The 16,728-nt window shown below is 63.2% G+C and carries 18 protein-coding genes; 12 read left to right on the plus strand and 6 right to left on the minus strand.

Features of this window, described 5'->3' with window-relative positions; all coding sequences use genetic code 11:
* Together BLP82_RS19425 and BLP82_RS19430 are read left to right on the plus strand one after the other, a co-directional pair.
* Nucleotides 1-327, plus strand: a 327-nt coding sequence (locus BLP82_RS19425) for a transposase (protein ID WP_139197884.1), incomplete at its 5' end; no start/stop codon positions are given.
* A gap of 141 nt (nucleotides 328-468) precedes the next feature.
* Nucleotides 469-1,584 carry a Gfo/Idh/MocA family protein gene (locus BLP82_RS19430; RefSeq protein WP_092171754.1) on the plus strand — a complete coding sequence of 372 codons (1,116 nt, stop codon included), beginning with the start codon at nucleotides 469-471 and terminating at the stop codon, nucleotides 1,582-1,584.
* A gap of 153 nt (nucleotides 1,585-1,737) precedes the next feature.
* Here the strand turns inward: BLP82_RS19430 and BLP82_RS19435 are convergent, their stop codons facing one another.
* Complete coding sequence (locus BLP82_RS19435; RefSeq protein ID WP_092171758.1) at nucleotides 1,738-3,186, minus strand: FAD/NAD(P)-binding protein; 1,449 nt, start codon at nucleotides 3,184-3,186, stop codon at nucleotides 1,738-1,740.
* Nucleotides 3,187-3,203: 17 nt separating this feature from the next.
* Nucleotides 3,204-3,767: a helix-turn-helix domain-containing protein gene (locus BLP82_RS19440; RefSeq protein WP_092171761.1), complete on the minus strand. Its 564-nt coding sequence runs from the start codon at nucleotides 3,765-3,767 to the stop codon at nucleotides 3,204-3,206.
* Nucleotides 3,768-3,779: 12 nt separating this feature from the next.
* On the opposite strand from BLP82_RS19440, the gene BLP82_RS19445 reads away from it, so the two are divergent.
* The 7 genes from BLP82_RS19445 to BLP82_RS19475 all read left to right on the plus strand — a co-directional run bounded on the left by BLP82_RS19445 (nucleotide 3,780) and on the right by BLP82_RS19475 (nucleotide 11,130).
* Nucleotides 3,780-4,784 (plus strand): DMT family transporter, encoded by a 1,005-nt coding sequence (locus BLP82_RS19445; RefSeq protein ID WP_170842347.1) that lies wholly within the window; start codon nucleotides 3,780-3,782, stop codon nucleotides 4,782-4,784.
* A 276-nt stretch (nucleotides 4,785-5,060) separates the two neighbouring features.
* A complete protein-coding gene (locus tag BLP82_RS19450; RefSeq protein ID WP_092171771.1) occupies nucleotides 5,061-7,985 on the plus strand; it encodes a monovalent cation/H+ antiporter subunit A in 2,925 nt (974 codons plus the stop codon).
* Entirely contained in the window at nucleotides 7,985-8,329 is a 345-nt protein-coding gene (locus BLP82_RS19455) for a Na+/H+ antiporter subunit C (protein WP_003202835.1), read from the plus strand. The genes BLP82_RS19450 and BLP82_RS19455 overlap by 1 nt, the downstream gene beginning before the upstream one ends.
* Nucleotides 8,326-10,011, plus strand: a complete 1,686-nt coding sequence (locus BLP82_RS19460; protein ID WP_092171776.1) for a monovalent cation/H+ antiporter subunit D — start codon at nucleotides 8,326-8,328, stop codon at nucleotides 10,009-10,011. Before BLP82_RS19455 ends, BLP82_RS19460 begins: the two co-directional genes overlap by 4 nt.
* Nucleotides 10,008-10,496: a Na+/H+ antiporter subunit E gene (locus BLP82_RS19465; RefSeq protein ID WP_092171780.1), complete on the plus strand. Its 489-nt coding sequence runs from the start codon at nucleotides 10,008-10,010 to the stop codon at nucleotides 10,494-10,496. Before BLP82_RS19460 ends, BLP82_RS19465 begins: the two co-directional genes overlap by 4 nt.
* Entirely contained in the window at nucleotides 10,493-10,771 is a 279-nt protein-coding gene (locus BLP82_RS19470; protein WP_092171784.1) for a K+/H+ antiporter subunit F, read from the plus strand. The genes BLP82_RS19465 and BLP82_RS19470 overlap by 4 nt, the downstream gene beginning before the upstream one ends.
* The gene (locus BLP82_RS19475) at nucleotides 10,768-11,130 is read left to right on the plus strand and encodes a Na+/H+ antiporter subunit G (RefSeq protein ID WP_092171789.1); all 363 of its coding nucleotides are present in this window, start codon (nucleotides 10,768-10,770) and stop codon (nucleotides 11,128-11,130) included. The genes BLP82_RS19470 and BLP82_RS19475 overlap by 4 nt, the downstream gene beginning before the upstream one ends.
* A gap of 192 nt (nucleotides 11,131-11,322) precedes the next feature.
* Here the strand turns inward: BLP82_RS19475 and BLP82_RS19480 are convergent, their stop codons facing one another.
* The 3 genes from BLP82_RS19480 to BLP82_RS19490 form a co-directional block, all read right to left on the minus strand.
* The gene (locus tag BLP82_RS19480) at nucleotides 11,323-11,760 is read right to left on the minus strand and encodes a DUF3995 domain-containing protein (protein ID WP_072404887.1); all 438 of its coding nucleotides are present in this window, start codon (nucleotides 11,758-11,760) and stop codon (nucleotides 11,323-11,325) included.
* Nucleotides 11,761-11,895: 135 nt separating this feature from the next.
* Nucleotides 11,896-12,906 (minus strand): ABC transporter substrate-binding protein, encoded by a 1,011-nt coding sequence (locus tag BLP82_RS19485; RefSeq protein ID WP_092171793.1) that lies wholly within the window; start codon nucleotides 12,904-12,906, stop codon nucleotides 11,896-11,898.
* A gap of 152 nt (nucleotides 12,907-13,058) precedes the next feature.
* Nucleotides 13,059-13,508: a hypothetical protein gene (locus BLP82_RS19490; RefSeq protein ID WP_060741745.1), complete on the minus strand. Its 450-nt coding sequence runs from the start codon at nucleotides 13,506-13,508 to the stop codon at nucleotides 13,059-13,061.
* 428 nt (nucleotides 13,509-13,936) lie between these two features.
* Here BLP82_RS19490 and BLP82_RS32095 point away from each other — a divergent pair, with 428 nt between their 5' ends.
* The 3 genes from BLP82_RS32095 (at nucleotide 13,937) to BLP82_RS19505 (ending at nucleotide 14,847) form a co-directional block, all read left to right on the plus strand.
* The gene (locus BLP82_RS32095; RefSeq protein ID WP_092171797.1) at nucleotides 13,937-14,161 is read left to right on the plus strand and encodes a hypothetical protein; all 225 of its coding nucleotides are present in this window, start codon (nucleotides 13,937-13,939) and stop codon (nucleotides 14,159-14,161) included.
* A 131-nt stretch (nucleotides 14,162-14,292) separates the two neighbouring features.
* Nucleotides 14,293-14,523, plus strand: a complete 231-nt coding sequence (locus BLP82_RS19500) for a hypothetical protein (RefSeq protein WP_060741744.1) — start codon at nucleotides 14,293-14,295, stop codon at nucleotides 14,521-14,523.
* Between the two features lie 87 nt (nucleotides 14,524-14,610).
* Nucleotides 14,611-14,847, plus strand: a complete 237-nt coding sequence (locus tag BLP82_RS19505) for a DUF2789 family protein (RefSeq protein ID WP_060741743.1) — start codon at nucleotides 14,611-14,613, stop codon at nucleotides 14,845-14,847.
* Nucleotides 14,848-15,032: 185 nt separating this feature from the next.
* On the opposite strand, the gene BLP82_RS19510 is transcribed toward BLP82_RS19505, so the two are convergent.
* Nucleotides 15,033-16,637, minus strand: a complete 1,605-nt coding sequence (locus BLP82_RS19510; RefSeq protein ID WP_092171801.1) for a methyl-accepting chemotaxis protein — start codon at nucleotides 16,635-16,637, stop codon at nucleotides 15,033-15,035.
* Nucleotides 16,638-16,728: the final 91 nt, after the last annotated feature.

Below are 16,728 nucleotides of genomic sequence, written 5' to 3' on the forward strand. Positions count from 1 at the left end.
CGTTTGCTCACGTCGTTTCAGCGTGGGGATTTCAGAAATGCCGATGCCTTCATCGCTTTTCTGGGCCTAGACCTGCGTATATCGGACTCAGGGAAAAAGAAGGGACGCCGCTGCCTGTCTAAGCGAGGTGACCCAGAGGCCCGTCGATTGATGCATAACGCCGCGATGTCGGCGAGGCGCACAGCGGCATGGAAGGGTTTTTATGAGGCACTAAGGGCCCGGGGACTCAGCACAACCGAAGCATTAGTGGCACTGGCCCGCAAGCTTGCCCGAGTGGTATTCGCCCTGCTGAAGAACCAGAGCGAATATTTACCGAAAGGCATTTAGGGGGTAGCCCTGCACCATAGAATCTCCCACAAGGGATCCTCTGTGATCGCACAAATGAATATTTATTCCAACATTTGCAATTTGAGAATATTTATTCCATAAAGAGCCTTCTGAAAATAACAATTCAAAGGGCTCTTTCTCATGCGTGAACTCGGCATCGGTCTGATTGGCACCGGCTTCATGGGCCGTGCCCATGCCTTGGCGTTCCACAATGCCAAGGCAGTGTTCGACCTCCCCCTGAACCTGACACTCGCGGCCCTGGCCGACGCCGATCCACAGCGTGCCCGGCAGTGCGCCCAGAGCTGGGGGGTCGAGACGGCCCACAGTGACTGGCAACGGCTGATCGACGACCCGAAGGTTCACCTGATCGCTATCACCACCCCCAACCACCTGCACTTCCCGATGGCCATGGCGGCATTGGCGGCGGGCAAGCCGGTCTATTGTGAAAAGCCCCTGGCGGTGTCCCTGGAGCAGGCCGAGCAGATGCGCCAGGCGGCCAAGGCCGCGGGGGTGGTGACGCGGGTCGGCTACAACTACCAGCACAACCCGATCATCCAACTGGCGCGGGACATGATCCAGCGCGGCGAACTGGGACAGATCATCAGCTTCCAGGGTGAGTTCAGCGAAGACTTCATGGCCGATCCCGCTTCGCCGTGGTCATGGCGTTGCGAAGCGACCCACGCCGGTGGCGCACTGGCCGACCTGGGTAGCCACTTGCTGGCCATGGCTCGGCACTTGTTGGGCGATGTCGAGGCCGTGTGCGCCGACAGCCAGACCGTACACAGCCAGCGCCCTGCCAGCGCCGGCAATGCCGAACAACGGGCCATCGCGGTGGACGACCACGTCCACGGGCTGCTGCGTTTCGCCAATGGCGCCCGAGGCACGGTGAGCAGCAGTTGGCTCAAGCATGGCTACAAGAACCACCTGAGTTTCGAGATCAGCGGCACCCTGGGCACATTGGCCTTCGATCAGGAACGGCTCAATGAACTGCGCCTGTGTCGCGCCGGCCAGCCGGGTTTCCAACGCCTGCTGGCCGGTCCGGACCTGCCCGGCTATGCAGCATTCAGCCCCGCCGCCGGGCACCAGTTGGGCTACAACGAATTGAAGACGCTGGAGGTGCAGGAACTGATCATGGCCCTCGCTGGCGAAGGCGGCAGCGGCACGGACTTCGACGAGGCCTGGGAAGTGGAGCGGCTGGCGGCAGCGATACGCATCGCGGCGCGGGAGGAGCGTTGGATCAAGGTCAGCGAGCTATAGCCGCTCACTTTAGAACTCCCCCTGTGGCGAGGGGATTTATCCCCGTTGGGGTGCAAAGCGCCCCTAAAACTGCCTCCTCGGTATGTCAGGCTAAATTTGGGGGCCGCTACGCGGCCCAGCGGGGATAAATCCCCTCACCACAAGGGACCGCGTTTAGCCTGAAGCCTGGGTATCCAGCTCAACCAACCGCCCCGCCAACGCCTTGGCCTGACTCGCCACATCAGTCACGGCAGTACTTTCCCACCACATCCCCCGCAGCGGCGGGCCCATGGCGAACAGGCGCTCGGCGGGTTTGCCTTCGGCATTCAGCACCGCACCATCGGCACGGGCGGCGATGCCCAGGGCCAGCGGCCCCGGCTGGACCAGCCCCCGGGCCAGCAGCTGTTGCGGCAACGGCCGCGCAACGCGGCGCCAGTCGTACTCGATACCACTGGAGTTGATCAACGCTGCGCCCTCCACCACCGTCAGCCCGGCCTCGCCCCGTCGGCGGATACGAATACCCACTGTCCCCTCGGGAGCCGACGCCAGCCCCTTGAACGACGCCGCCTGGATCCGCAACCGCCCTTCCCCGTGCAGACGCGCCACCAGCTCCGCACTCAACGGCGGCGAACGATGGTGATGACTCTCCCACCATGGCCGCACATGCCGCACGAACTGCCGGCGCTGCACATCGCTGGCCTGGTTCCACAAGCGCCCGATATGCGCACGCACGGTGTCCAGCGGCGCTTGCCAATCGATGCCCTGGGCCATGGCCTGGCGGCATTGCTCACGCAGGGCGCGCATCAACTGGCGTGGCGAACGCAGGCTGTGATCTTCGGCGAGGAAATCCACCCAGGCCGGCGGCTGGCGGCGCACGTGTGGCAACAGCCCATGGCGGGAAAACACTTCGATGGGGCCACGGTGCCCGGCCTGCTCCAGGGACACCACGGCGTCGACCATGGTCAGTCCCGAGCCGATGATCAGCACCGTGGCCTGGGGATCGAGCTGGCGCATCGCGGCCACATCCCAGGGATCCAGGGCCGCGGCATTCAAGCCGCTGGATTCGGTTTGCGGGGTGCGCGCCGCCGGGAACATGCCGGTGGCCAGCACCGCGAAACCGCCTCGCAAGACTTGGCCGTCGGCAAGCGTAACCATCACGGCATCGTCGGCAAGCCGCAGATCCACAGCCTCCCCGCGCACATGCTCGGCGGTCGAACCGCTTCGTGCACCCAGCTCGCGGGCCTCGGCCAGGCGTTGCTGCACATACAAACCAAAGATTCCCCGGGGTGGGAACAACTCGCTGATCGGCACGTACTGCTGATCCGACTCGGGCCAGCCGCCGGCTTCGATGAATGCGGTAAGCCATTGGGTCAGGTCGTCGGCGTTGTCCGGATCGACGCTCATGCGCGCCGCATTGCCGTTCAAGGTGTGCCCCAGTTCCACGGCACTGTAGGCCTCGCCCCGGCCCAGTTCGCTGCGCGGTTCGACGATCAGCACCTTGCGCCGGCCCGGCAGGCGCAGTAATTGCGCCGCCAGCATGGTGCCGCTCAGGCCGCCGCCGATGATCAGGATATCGGCTTGGCGAGTGAAGTCGCTCACCGGTCGATCCAACGCTGTGTCCATACCGCTCTCCCCAGGAATCAAATCACCACGTTGCGTACGAATCTTGCCGCCACCAGGCCATCGTTGCGATAGGCATGGGGCTGGTTGCTGGCGAACATGAAAAACTCACCGGCGCCAATGCGGCGCTCCTCGCTGCCCAACAGCAGGGTCAGGCAACCCTCGAAGACATAGAGCTGCTCGCTCCAACCGTCGGCGTCAGGCTCTGAAGGGTAATGCTCGCCGGGCTCCAGGCGCCATTCCCAAAGCTCGACTTCACGGCTGGCGGTGGCCTTGGCCAGCAATACGGCCTTGCTGCCGGGGATGGTGCCGGCCCAGGCCAGTTCATTGATGCGGCTCGGATCTCGCGCCTCGGGGGCCTGGATCAAGTCGCTGAAGGCCACGTCCAGGGCTTCGGCGACCCGATCAAGCGTCGTCAGGCTGACGTTCTTTTCGCCAGCCTCGATGGCCACCAGCATGCGCCGGCTGACCCCGGACAATTCCGCCAGCGCCGTCTGGCTGAGCTCGGCGGCATGGCGCAGACGACGGACGTTCTGGCTGACGTGTTGCAGGACGGAGGCCCGCTGGCCGGATGCTTTGTGCACTATATTGCTCACATGACTGGGTTGCGCATTATACTGCCCACCTTCGGGCGCATTGTGCGTCCCCCTCAAGTGGCGCGCAAGGTCATGGCATCGGTGAACTCTCCTCAAGCTTCCCCCCGTTTCTCCCGGTTCAGCAAGGCCGAATGCGTGCTGGTGCTGATCACCATGATCTGGGGTGGAACGTTCTTGCTGGTACAGCACGCCATGACGGTCAGCGGGCCGATGTTTTTCGTCGGCCTGCGCTTCGCGGCCGCCGCCGCGTTCGTCGCACTGTTTTCCTGGCGGCACCTGCGCGACCTGACGCTGTTCGAACTCAAGGCCGGGTGCTTCATCGGCGTGGCGATCATGCTCGGCTACGGTTTGCAGACCGTCGGCCTGCAAACCATTCTCAGCAGCCAGTCGGCGTTCATCACTGCGCTTTACGTGCCCTTCGTGCCCTTGCTGCAATGGCTGGTGCTGGGCCGTCGCCCAGGGCTGATGCCCAGCATCGGGATCATGCTGGCGTTCACCGGCTTGATGCTGGTGTCGGGGCCAGCGGGCGCTTCATTGAATTTCAGCCCCGGTGAAATCGCCACGTTGATCAGCGCCATCGCGATTGCCGCCGAGATCATCCTGATCAGCGCCTATGCCGGCCAGGTCGACGTGCGCCGGGTGACCGTGGTGCAACTGGCGAGCACGGCGGTGCTGGCGTTCCTGATGGTGGTGCCGACCCAGGAAGCGATCCCGGATTTTTCCATGTTGCTGCTGGTCAGTGCCGTGGGCCTGGGCGCCGCCAGCGCCGCGATCCAGGTGGCGATGAACTGGGCGCAGAAAAGCGTCTCGCCGACCCGCGCCACGCTGATCTATGCCGGCGAACCGGTGTGGGCCGGCATCGCCGGGCGCCTGGCCGGTGAGCGGTTGCCGGCGATTGCCTTGTTCGGCGCGGCGCTGATCGTGGCGGCGGTGATTGTCAGTGAGCTGAAGACCCGCAACAAAGATGTCGTCGAGGTGGATGAGGTGCTTGAGCACGAACAGTGAGGCCGGGGCGTTTGAACCTGTGTAGGAGCTGACGAGTGCAACGAGGCTGCGATCTTTCCCCAGACACTTGAATCCCAAGCGAAAGATCAAAAGATCGCAGCCTTCGGCAGCTCCTACACAAGCCCGGCGGGAGCAAGCGCCCTCGCCGCGGATGATATTTAGAGCGCAAAGTCAGAAAACTCAATCTACCTTGTAGGATTCTGCGACACCCTCACGGTTGGTGATCGGGAATACGCCACGTATGATCCCTCACAACCTCCCGCCGAATAGAAGCCTATGTCACTGATAGTTCTATTGCTTTTGCCCTTCATCGGCAGCTGTGTCGCGGCGCTGCTGCCGCATAACGCCCGTAACGCCGAATCACTGCTGGCCGGCCTCGTCGCCCTGTCCGGCACCGTTCAGGTGGCCTTGCTGTACCCGCAGATCGCCGACGGCGGCGTGATCCGCGAGCACTATGCCTGGTTGCCCAGCCTGGGCCTGGATTTCGTGCTGCGCCTGGACGGTTTCGCCTGGCTGTTTTCTTTGCTGGTGCTAGGCATCGGTACGCTGGTGTCGCTGTACGCCCGCTACTACATGTCGCCGGACGATCCGGTGCCGCGCTTCTTCGCCTTCTTCCTGGCGTTCATGGGCGCCATGCTCGGGCTGGTGATCTCCGGCAACTTGATCCAGATGGTGTTTTTCTGGGAGCTGACCAGCCTGTTCTCGTTCCTGCTGATCGGTTACTGGCACCACCGCTCCGACGCGCGGCGCGGTGCCTATATGGCGTTGATGGTGACCGGTGCCGGCGGGCTTTGCCTGTTGGCGGGGGTGATGCTGCTCGGCCATGTGGTGGGCAGCTATGAGCTGGACAAGGTCCTGGCCGCCGGCGACCTGATCCGTGCCCATGCCCTCTACCCCATCCTGCTGCCGTTGATCCTGATCGGTGCCCTGAGCAAAAGCGCGCAATTCCCTTTCCACTTCTGGCTCCCCCACGCCATGGCCGCCCCGACGCCGGTGTCGGCGTACCTGCACTCGGCGACCATGGTCAAGGCCGGGGTGTTCCTGCTGGCGCGGTTATGGCCGTCGCTGTCGGGCAGCGAAGAATGGTTCTACATCGTCAGCGGCGCGGGGGCCTGTACCTTGCTGCTGGGCGCCTACTGCGCCATGTTCCAGAACGACCTCAAGGGTTTGCTGGCCTACTCCACCATCAGCCACCTCGGGTTGATCACCCTGCTGCTGGGCCTGAACAGTCCGCTGGCGGCCGTGGCGGCGGTGTTCCATATCCTCAACCATGCCACCTTCAAGGCGTCGCTGTTCATGGCCGCCGGGATCATCGACCACGAAAGCGGCACCCGGGACATTCGCAAGCTCAGCGGCCTGGTGCGGCTGATTCCGTTCACCGCCACCCTGGCCATGGTCGCCAGCGCGGCCATGGCCGGGGTGCCGCTGCTCAATGGTTTCCTGTCCAAGGAAATGTTCTTCGCCGAGACGGTGTTCATTTCCGCCACGGCCTGGGTCGAGCTGGCGTTGCCGATCATCGCCACCATCGCCGGGACGTTCAGCGTCGCCTACTCCCTGCGCTTCACCGTGGATGTGTTCTTCGGCCCCACCGCCACCGACCTGCCCCATACCCCCCACGAACCACCGCGCTGGATGCGCGCGCCGGTGGAGTTGCTGGTGTTCACCTGCCTGTTGGTGGGGATTTTTCCGGCCCAGGTGGTCGGCTCGTTGCTCGCGGCCGCCGCGTTGCCGGTGGTGGGCGGCACGCTGCCCGAGTACAGCCTGGCGATCTGGCACGGCCTGAACGCGCCGATGATCATGAGCCTGGTGGCGATGTCCGGCGGCATCATCCTGTACCTGTTGCTGCGCAATCAGTTCCGGCAAGGCCACATCAAGCACCCGCCGTTCATTGGCCGACTCAGCGGCAAGCGCCTGTTCGAGCGGTGCCTGGTGCTGATGATGCGCCAGGGCCGGCGCCTGGAACGGCGGATCAGCACCCGCCGCCTGCAGGCCCAGTTGTTCTGGCTGGTCCTGGCCGCTGTGCTCGCCGGGTTGATCCCGATGCTGCACAGCACGCTGGTCTGGGGGGACCGGCCGAAGATCCCCGGGTCCATCGTTTTCGTCACCCTGTGGCTGCTGGCAATCATCTGTGCCCTGGGAGCGGCCTGGCAGGCCAAGTATCACCGCCTCGCGGCCCTGACCATGGTCAGCGTTTGCGGCTTGATGACCTGCGTGACCTTCGTCTGGTTCTCCGCCCCCGACCTGGCCTTGACACAACTGGTGGTGGAAGTGGTGACCACGGTGCTGATCCTGCTGGGCCTGCGCTGGCTGCCACGGCGGATCGAGGACGTCTCGCCACTGCCCAACAGTGAGCGGCGCGCGCGCATCCGGCGCCTGCGGGACTTGCTGCTGTCCATCGCGGTGGGCGGCGGCATGGCGTTGCTGTCCTACGCCATGCTGACGCGGCAGACGCCCAACGACATTTCTTCGTTCTACTTGAGCCGTGCCCTGCCCGAAGGCGGCGGCAGCAACGTGGTGAACGTGATGCTGGTGGATTTCCGTGGCTTCGACACCCTGGGGGAAATCACCGTGCTGGTGGCGGTGGCCCTGACGGTGTTCGCCCTGTTGCGGCGTTTCCGCCCGCCGAAGGAAAGCATGCAACTGCCGGCGCAGCAGCGCCTGCTGGCACCGGACGTGGTCACCGACCTGGTCAACCCGCGCCATGCCAGCGACACCGCCTTGGGTTTCATGATGGTGCCATCGGTGCTGGTGCGCCTGCTGCTGCCAATCGCCCTGGTGGTGTCGTTCTACCTGTTCATGCGCGGCCACAACCAACCCGGTGGCGGCTTCGTGGCCGGGCTGGTGATGTCGGTGGCGTTCATCCTGCAATACATGGTCGCCGGCACCCAGTGGGTCGAGGCGCAAATGAGCCTGCGCCCGCTGCGCTGGATGGGCACCGGGCTGTTGTTCGCCACCGCCACCGGCCTGGGGGCGATGGCCGTGGGTTATCCGTTCCTGACCACCCACACCTGGCATTTCGAATTGCCGTTGCTGGGTGACATTCACCTGGCCAGCGCGCTGTTCTTCGACATTGGCGTGTACGCCGTGGTGGTCGGTTCCACCCTGTTGATCCTCACCGCCCTGGCTCACCAGTCGGTGCGGGCCCATAAGCCGGGCCTGCAAGCCAAACCCATCGCCCCCGTCACAGGAGCCACCGTCTGATGGAAGAAGTCATCGCAATCGCAATCGGCGTACTGGCCGCCTCCGGCGTCTGGCTGGTGCTGCGGCCACGGACCTTCCAGGTGGTCATGGGCCTGTGCCTGCTGTCCTATGGCGTCAACCTGTTCATCTTCAGCATGGGCAGCCTGTTCATCGGCAAGGAACCGATCATCAAGGACGGCGTGCCCCAGGACTTGCTGCACTACACCGACCCATTGCCCCAGGCCCTGGTGCTGACCGCCATCGTGATCAGCTTCGCCATGACCGCCCTGTTCCTGGTGGTACTGCTGGCGTCCCGGGGCCTGACCGGTACCGACCATGTGGACGGCCGGGAGCCCAAGGAATGATCGTGACGCCCCATCTGATCGCCGCCCCCATCCTGCTGCCGCTGCTGACCGCCGCGGTGATGCTGATGCTGGGCGAGAAGCACCGCCCGCTCAAGGCCCGGATCAACCTGTTTTCCAGCCTGCTGGGCCTGGGCATCGCCGTGCTGTTGCTCTACTGGACCCAGGACCAGGCCTTGCCCGCCTCCATTGGCGTGTACCTGCCCGGCAATTGGCAGGCGCCGTTCGGCATCGTCCTGGTGGTCGATCGCCTGTCGGCGCTGATGCTGGTACTGACCGGCATCATCGGCGTCAGCGCCCTGCTCTTCGCCACGGCCCGCTGGGACCGTGCCGGTGCCAGTTTCCATGCGCTGTTCCAGATCCAGTTGATGGGCCTCTACGGCGCCTTCCTGACGGCGGACCTGTTCAACCTGTTCGTGTTCTTCGAAGTGCTGCTGGCGGCTTCCTACGGCCTGATGCTGCACGGCTCGGGCCGGGCGCGAGTGTCGGCGGGCCTGCATTACATCTCCATCAATCTGCTGGCCTCATCGTTGTTCCTGATCGGCGCGGCGCTGATCTATGGCGTCACCGGCACGTTGAACATGGCCGACCTGGCCCTGAAAATCCCGCTGGTGCCGGAGGCCGACCGCGGCCTGCTGCACGCCGGGGCAGGCATTCTCGCGGTGGCGTTCCTGGCCAAGGCCGGAATGTGGCCGCTGAACTTCTGGCTGGTGCCGGCCTACAGCGCCGCCAGCGCACCGGTGGCGGCGCTGTTTGCGATCATGACCAAGGTGGGCGTCTATACCATCCTGCGCCTGTGGACGCTGCTGTTCTCCGGCCAGGCCGGCGCCTCGGCGTATTTCGGCGCCGACTGGCTGGTCTACGGCGGCATGGCAACCATCGTCTGCGCCGCCATTGCCATTCTCGCCGCCCAACGCCTGGAGCGCATGGCGAGCCTGAGCATCCTGGTCTCGGCCGGGATCCTGTTGTCGGCCATCGGCTTCGCCCAACCGAACCTGGTGGGTGCGGCGCTGTTCTATCTGGTGAGTTCGACCCTGGCGCTCTGTGCGCTGTTCTTGCTGGCCGAACTGATCGAACGTTCGCGCTCGGCCAATGAACTGTCCCTGGACGACGACTTCGACACCTTGCCGCGACCGCTGGAATCCTTGCAGCCGCCCAAGGGCATCAACCTCGATGACGAGCAAAAAGCGGTGGTCGGGCAGGTGATTCCCTGGACCATGGCCTTCCTTGGCTTGAGCTTTATCTTCTGTGCGCTGTTGATCATCGGCATGCCGCCGCTCTCGGGCTTCATCGGCAAGTTGAGCTTGCTCAGTGCCCTGCTCAATCCCCAGGGGCTCGTGGCCAGTGCCGGGACGCCGGTGTCGAACCAGGCGTGGGGCTTGTTGGCATTGTTGATCCTGTCGGGGCTGGCCTCGTTGATCGCCTTCTCGCGTCTGGGCATCCAGCGCTTCTGGACGCCGCAAGAGCGACCCTCGCCGTTGCTGCGGCCGTTCGAATGCCTGCCGATCGTCGTGCTGCTGGGCCTGGGCATCGCCCTGACCTTCAAGGCCGAGCCGTTGCTGCGCTATACCCAATCCGCTGCCGATGCGCTGAACAACCCGGAACATTACGTGATGTCGGTACTTGCCACCCGCGCCGTGCCCAACCCCGAAACCCGTGCCGCGTTGCGGGAGGTGCAGCCATGAAGCGCCTGTTTCCCGCCCCGTGGTTGTCCCTGGCGCTGTGCTTGTTGTGGCTGGTGTTGAACGTGTCCCTCAGCGCCGGCCATCTGCTGCTGGGCGCTGCACTGGGGTTCCTCGCCCCGTTGATGATGCGTCCGCTGCGACCGCGGCCCATCCGTATCCGCCGGCCGTGGGTGGTGTTGCGTTTGTTCCTGCTGGTGGGCCGCGACGTGCTGGTGTCCAACCTGGCGGTGGCCTGGGGTGTGCTGAACGCCGGGCGCCGGCCACCTCGCTCGCGGTTCATCAAGGTGCCGCTGGACCTGCGCGATGCCAACGGCCTGGCCGCACTGTCGATGATCACCACGGTGATTCCCGGAACCGTCTGGTCGGAACTGGCCCTGGATCGCAGCATCCTGTTGATGCACGTGTTCGACCTGGCCGACGAAGCGTCATTCGTCGCACATTTCAAGGCCACCTACGAGCGCCCGTTGATGGAGATTTTCGAATGAGCCCGTTGCTGTCCAATGCGATCCTGTTGAGCCTGTTCCTGTTCTCCCTGGCGATGGTGTCGACCCTGTGGCGGCTGTTCAAGGGCCCTTCGGCACAGGATCGGGTACTGGCCCTGGACTACCTGTACATCGTGGCGATGCTGATGATGCTGGTGCTGGGCATCCGCTATGCCAGTGACACCTATTTCGAGGCGGCGCTGCTGATCGCCCTGTTCGGCTTTGTCGGCTCGTTCGCCCTGGCCAAGTTCCTGCTGCGTGGCGAGGTGATCGAATGACCGGCGAACTGTCGATGTGGGTCGAAATCCCGGTGGCGATCCTGCTGGTCCTCAGCAGCCTCTTCGCCCTGGGCGGGGCGATCGGCCTGGTGCGTTTGAAGGATTTTTTCCAGCGCATGCACCCACCGGCCCTGGCCTCCACGCTGGGCGCCTGGTGCGTGGCGCTGGCCTCGATCGTGTATTTTTCGGCGCTCAAGTCCGGGCCGGTGTTGCACGCCTGGCTGATCCCGATCCTGCTGTCGATCACCGTACCGGTGACCACCCTGCTCTTGGCTCGGGCGGCGTTGTTTCGCAAACGCATGGCCGGGGATGATGTGCCGGCGGAAGTGAGCAGTCGCAGGACAGAGGACGGTCGCTAATCAGTGAGGTAAACCGAGCCCCTGAGCCGGACATAGTTGTGGCGAGGGGATTTAGCCCCGCTCGAGTGCGCAGCGCTCGCCAGACTCTCGATTCGAAGACAAAAATTTGGGGCCGCTTCGCAGCCCAGCGGGGATAAATCCCCTCGCCACAAACCACCGCATCACTCAAACCCATTTGCACCGCACTGCCGTTCAGGCCCACGCCACCGTCAACAACCCGGCCCCAAGCACCACGCACAACGGCGAATAGACCCAGGTGTCGAGCCTGGCGAACGTCGAGCCCTTGACCTCCTTGAAGAAGCCCACCAGGTTCGACTCGCCAATGGCCCGGGCGAACATCAGCAAGGCGATCGCGCTGATCAGCCACTGCAACGCCCGATGAGTGACCGGCTGGGCCAGCAGGCCGACCCGCAGGCACACCAGCAGCGCAATCATCAGCAGTGCCAGGGCGACCAGCAACGTCAGCCAGCCCGAGGGATCGAACGCCGGTCGCAGCGCCTCCCCCTGCCTTACCGGCACCTGGGGCACCACCGCCAGGGCCGCCCATCGCCCACCCAGGGCCCAATACAAATGAATCAAGCTGATGGTCGCAAACACTGCGACCAGCGACCGAGCCAATAAAAGCGTCATTCGCCAGCCTCCTGAAAAAGGTTGAACAATCATCCTAGCTCGAATTTGGCATTTCGCTGGACGGGCGCAGGTTGCCAGTTTCCAGTGAATGATTCATTGCCCAGGATCAAGCGTTCAACCCGCTGGTGCGTCCCCCTACAGGCCGGCGGACACCTTGTCGGCGACCTCCTTGGGCAACCAGGCTTGCCAGACCTCAGGATGGGCCTTGAGGAACGCCTCGGCGGCTTCACGGGGTGGCGTGCGTTTCTCGCTCATGTCGGCCAGGGCCTTGTTCAACGGCTCGATGGGCAAGTCGACCTTGCTGAAGAACACGGCAATCTCCGGATACTGCTTCTGGAATGGCACCGAGACACCGATCGACAGTTTCGAGGCCAGGGAGCGGGTCGGTTTCGGGTTGGGGTTATCGGCGTCGGTCAGGGTCTTCCAGGCCTCGGCATCGAACGGCGGTTCTTGCAGTTGCACCAGCTTGAAGCGCCCGAGCAGCGGCGTGGGCGACCAGTAGTAAAACAGGATCGGCTTGCCCCGACGGATCGTCGAGCTGATTTCCGCATCCAGCGCCGCCCCCGAGCCACTGCGAAAATTCACGTAGCTGTCAGACAAGCCATACGCCTTGAGCTTCTGTTTGTTGACCACCTCGGAGGTCCAGCCGATGGGGCTGTTGAGGAAGCGGCCCTTGTCGGGGCTCTCCGGGTCCTTGAACACGTGCTTGTAGCGCGCCAGGTCTTCGACGCTGCGCAGGTCCGGCGCCAGGGGCTTGATGCCCTTGGCCGGGTCGCCCTTGATGACGTACTCGGGTACCCACCAACCTTCGGTCGCGCCTTTGACCGTATCGCCCAAGGCGACCACCTTGCCCTCGGCCTCGGCCTTGACCCACACGGGGCTGCGGCCGGCCCATTCTTCGCCGATCACCTGTATGTCGTTGTTGGCCAGGGCGGTTTCCAGGGTAATGGTGGTGCCGGGCAATGTATCGGTCTGCAATCCATAGCCCTTTTCCACGATGACTCGCAGGATATCGGTGATCAGGCTGCCACTTTCCCAATTCAAGTCGGCAAAGTGGATCGGCGCGGTGGCGGCCGACACCGGAAGGGGTGAAACCAACACAGCGAAGGTGGCCCAGGCAGCCAGCCACTGTCGAACTCGTTTCATGCTTTGCACCTCATGCCAGATACCGCAATAGCTGAACGGCCCTGCGTAACCGAACGCAAGCCCCTGAATAGTTCAGTCAATTGACTGTAGCCGAGGTTCCAGCGAGTTCTTGCGAAACTGTCAGTGGTGTGGGCGCACAGGCTGCGAAACGGTCACTCGCTGGCCTTGAAAGTCACCAGCTCGCCCTTGCGCCACTTGGCGGCCTTGGCGGTCACCGCCTTCAAGGTCTTGGTCAAGCCTTCCTGCAACTGTTCGTTGGCCGCAAACACGGTCACCACACTGTGGCCTTCCTTGAACAGGATGGCATGACCACCGGGGGTCGTGACGAAGGCGTAATCGCCCAGGCCATAGACCGTCAGCTTGATTTCGCGAAAGCGGATTTCAAACTTGCCACCTTCGCGACTGGGCAATACCGCCGCACGAAAATGATCCCCCACCTTGAGTTCAAGCCTGGGCTTGTCATCGACCACCAGGGCCGACTCGGTGTCGATTTCGGCGACATAAATACCTTCGGCGGTCTGCTCGGTGATGTAGACGAAACGTGACTGGAATTGTTTGACCAGTTTTGCCCGCAGGTCACCAAGTACAAACAACGCATGCATGTCGAGATTACTTACTGCCAAGGAAACATCCCCATTTTTGAAAAAGACCCGCCCTGCGCAAAGGACGGACCACGAGAACCCGTACCGACTGTAGTGTCGTAATGGACCTGTCACTGAAATTCGAAATGAACGGCGCGCCCCTGTCCCGGGCCGAGAGCAGACTAAAGGTTGCCGCTCTCGCCGTCTTTCCCGGGGGGTCGCCAGAGGCTGAAGGAAAACACCACTCTGAGCATCGGAAAAGATGGGACTACTAACTTTAGGGAAATTTCTCACTTAAAAAAGCATTTTTCTGACATCGAGCCCAAAAAAAATTGCTTTAGATAGGCGCAACCGTCCACACGACGCTGCCGATTCTAGAGTAGCCGAAGGCGTGGAGACTACTCGAAGTACCCGACAATTCGTCGGTAAACCATGAAAAGGAATTCACAATGGCCACTTTCACCACCCACGCCCCATGCATCGTTGAACCAGCCAACAGCCCTGACGGAGCCGATTGCCTGCCAATTTCGTTGATTCAACCGCGTTATCGGGTCGTCTTGGCCGGCAAGTGTTTTTTTCACATTGAAGAAACATCGACTGGACGTGTAAGAGGATTCCGCACCGACCATAACGAGGCTTGCTACCTGGCCAGGCGCCTCGAAAACAGCGCCTGAAACGCATATGTGCCCGTCCATGACTTAACTCAGCCGCCGACAGGCAACTGCTGCCATACTGCCCGCCCAGCGAAGACCGTCGTAAATCGGCGGATCGCGCACCCATAATGGTTTCGAGGAGAAGGCGCGACGTGACGGAATTTGATATTGGCGAGTTTTTTATCCGGGGCGAAGCCAGAGAAGTCGAAGGCGAGTTCCAGGCCGTCATCGTGATGCGTGCCAAGCCACCGTTGACCACCGTCAGTTGCCACCAGGTGGAAAAGGATCGCTGGTTCAAGACTTCGCAGCTCGCGGCCGAGGCGGCCAGGGAAGCAGCCAGGGCGTTGAAGGCCGCCGTGGATGAAGGGGCCTTGAAAGCCTGATTCCAATCGAACTCCTGATGACCGCTTGCCTCAGATAAAGGTAAGCACCGAGGCGCCATGACGGCGTCCCACCCAAAGGAGACCTCCATGGAACAACCTTCCCACGAACTCAGCACCCTGTTCGACCAACTCGGCCTGCCCTCGGACGGCAACGCCATCGACGATTTCATCGTCGCACACCCATTGGCTCCGGAGATCAAGCTGGTGGAGGCCGACTTCTGGTCGGACCAGCAAAAAGACCTGCTGCGCGAATGGCTGCTGGCCGACGGCGAAGAGGCGGTGCTGGTGGATCAACTGAATGTGCGGCTGCACGACGGTAAATAATCAACCAAGCTGCATTGAACCCTGTGGCGAGGGGATTTATCCCCGCTGGGCTGCGCAGCAGCCCTGAAGCCTGAGGGTGCGGGGTGTCAGTATGAATGGAGTTGCAGCTTGGGGTTGCTGCGCAACCCAACGGGGATAAATCCCCTCGCCACAAAGGCGTCCTGCCACATCGATGCCGTTTCGGCCTAACGCGGTTTCTCAGGCTTATAACCCAACCGCAAGCCTCCCCAATGACGCCCCTTGAGCATGATCGGCACGGAGAGATCGTGCATCAGTTCTCCCGTGTCGCGGGTGTAGGTCTGGAGCAATACGGGCTGTTGGTGGCTGCCGCAGCGGATCCCGGTGCGATCGGAGAATTTGCGCTTGGTGCGATTATTCAGCGTGTCCACCTGGGGATCGCCGGTCAGTGGCTGGCTGAACACCTTGTTGTGGGTCGGCACGTAGCCCTGCTGGGTGCAGGCAATCGCAAACACCAGCCCCTCGTGGCGGGCGAGCAAGGGCTCTTGGATCCCCGGCAGGACCTGGTCGGTGTAACGGTCGAAACGGGTCTGGAACTTGGCCGGTTGGGTATTGGGGATCGGCTGGTAATTACGGTCGAAGAGATCCTCCAGGCTGACACGGCCCTCGTCGATGTCCGCCTCGAACTGCGCGGCGATCTGGCTCGCCCCTTCCCGCGCCAGGTCGTATACCCGCTGGTGATAATCGTCGAGCCCCACCTCGGCCAGGCGTTCGCTGATGGTTTCGGCCTGGCCTTCCATCTGCACCGCCGCCTCGGCCAGGCGCTGGGTCTGCTGGTCGCTGATGGACAGGTCGCTGCGCATCTGCTCGATGGCGTGGAACAGGCTGTCGAGCTGTTCGCGGTTGGTGTCGGTGCCCTGGGCGATGGCGCTGACCTGGGTCTCGACCCCTTCTGCAAGCCTGGCAATGTTTTCCAGATGCTGGCCGGTGTGCTCCACCTGCTGCACGCCGCTGTCCAGGTCAGCGGCCAATTGACGGATCTGCTCCACCACCTGGGTCGTGCGCTGCTGGATGTCGGCCACCATCACCCCGACTTCGCCGGTCGCCGCGGCGGTGCGCCCGGCCAGGCCGCGGACCTCATCGGCCACCACCGCGAACCCACGGCCATGCTCACCGGCCCGGGCCGCCTCGATGGCCGCGTTCAGCGCCAGCAGGTTGGTCTGGCTGGCAATCGATTGGATCACCAGGCTGACTCGCTGGATTTCATCGCTGCGTACGCTCAAGGCTTCGATCAACTCACGGCTGTCATTGGCGCGCTGGCTGAGCTGGTGCATGCGGCTGATGGACTCCACCAGTTCGCTGCGCCCGGCCACACTGCTGCGATGGGCCTCGCTGGCAGCGCCCAAGGCCTGCTGGCTGAGTTGCGAAGTGGCCTGTTCGGTGGCGATCATCGATTCGGCATTGCTGACGATCTGCGCCGCCGCATCGAGTTGGGACTGGACCTTGCCGGCCAGTTGCTTGACCGAATAGGCGACGCCGGCCGCCGACAGGGCGTTATGGCTGGTGGTGTAGGACAGGTCGCGGGTCAGCTCGGCCAATGTGTCGGTCGTGGCGACGGGTGCCGCGGCCACGCGCGAACGCAGGCGCGGCAACCAGACGATGAGCATGACCAGCGGCAGGCCCAGGTACAGCGACCAGCCGCCCAGGGCCATGCCGCACAGCAGCAAGGCCAGGGCGAGGCTCTGCAAGGTCGGCGTCAGCCAGCGCGCCGCGCCTTTTGTCACAGGTTCCGAGGCCGGCACCGCACCCGCCAGCGTTCCGTCTGTCGCCATGTTCGTCACCCACACTCTCGTTGTTATGACCGCATTAAACGCCACTACCGAGCCATTATCCATGGTCCATTAGTCGTGTTCTTGCAGCAGG

Source organism: Pseudomonas sp. NFACC37-1 (assembly GCF_900101575.1).
Classification (GTDB): domain Bacteria; phylum Pseudomonadota; class Gammaproteobacteria; order Pseudomonadales; family Pseudomonadaceae; genus Aquipseudomonas; species Aquipseudomonas fluorescens_AA.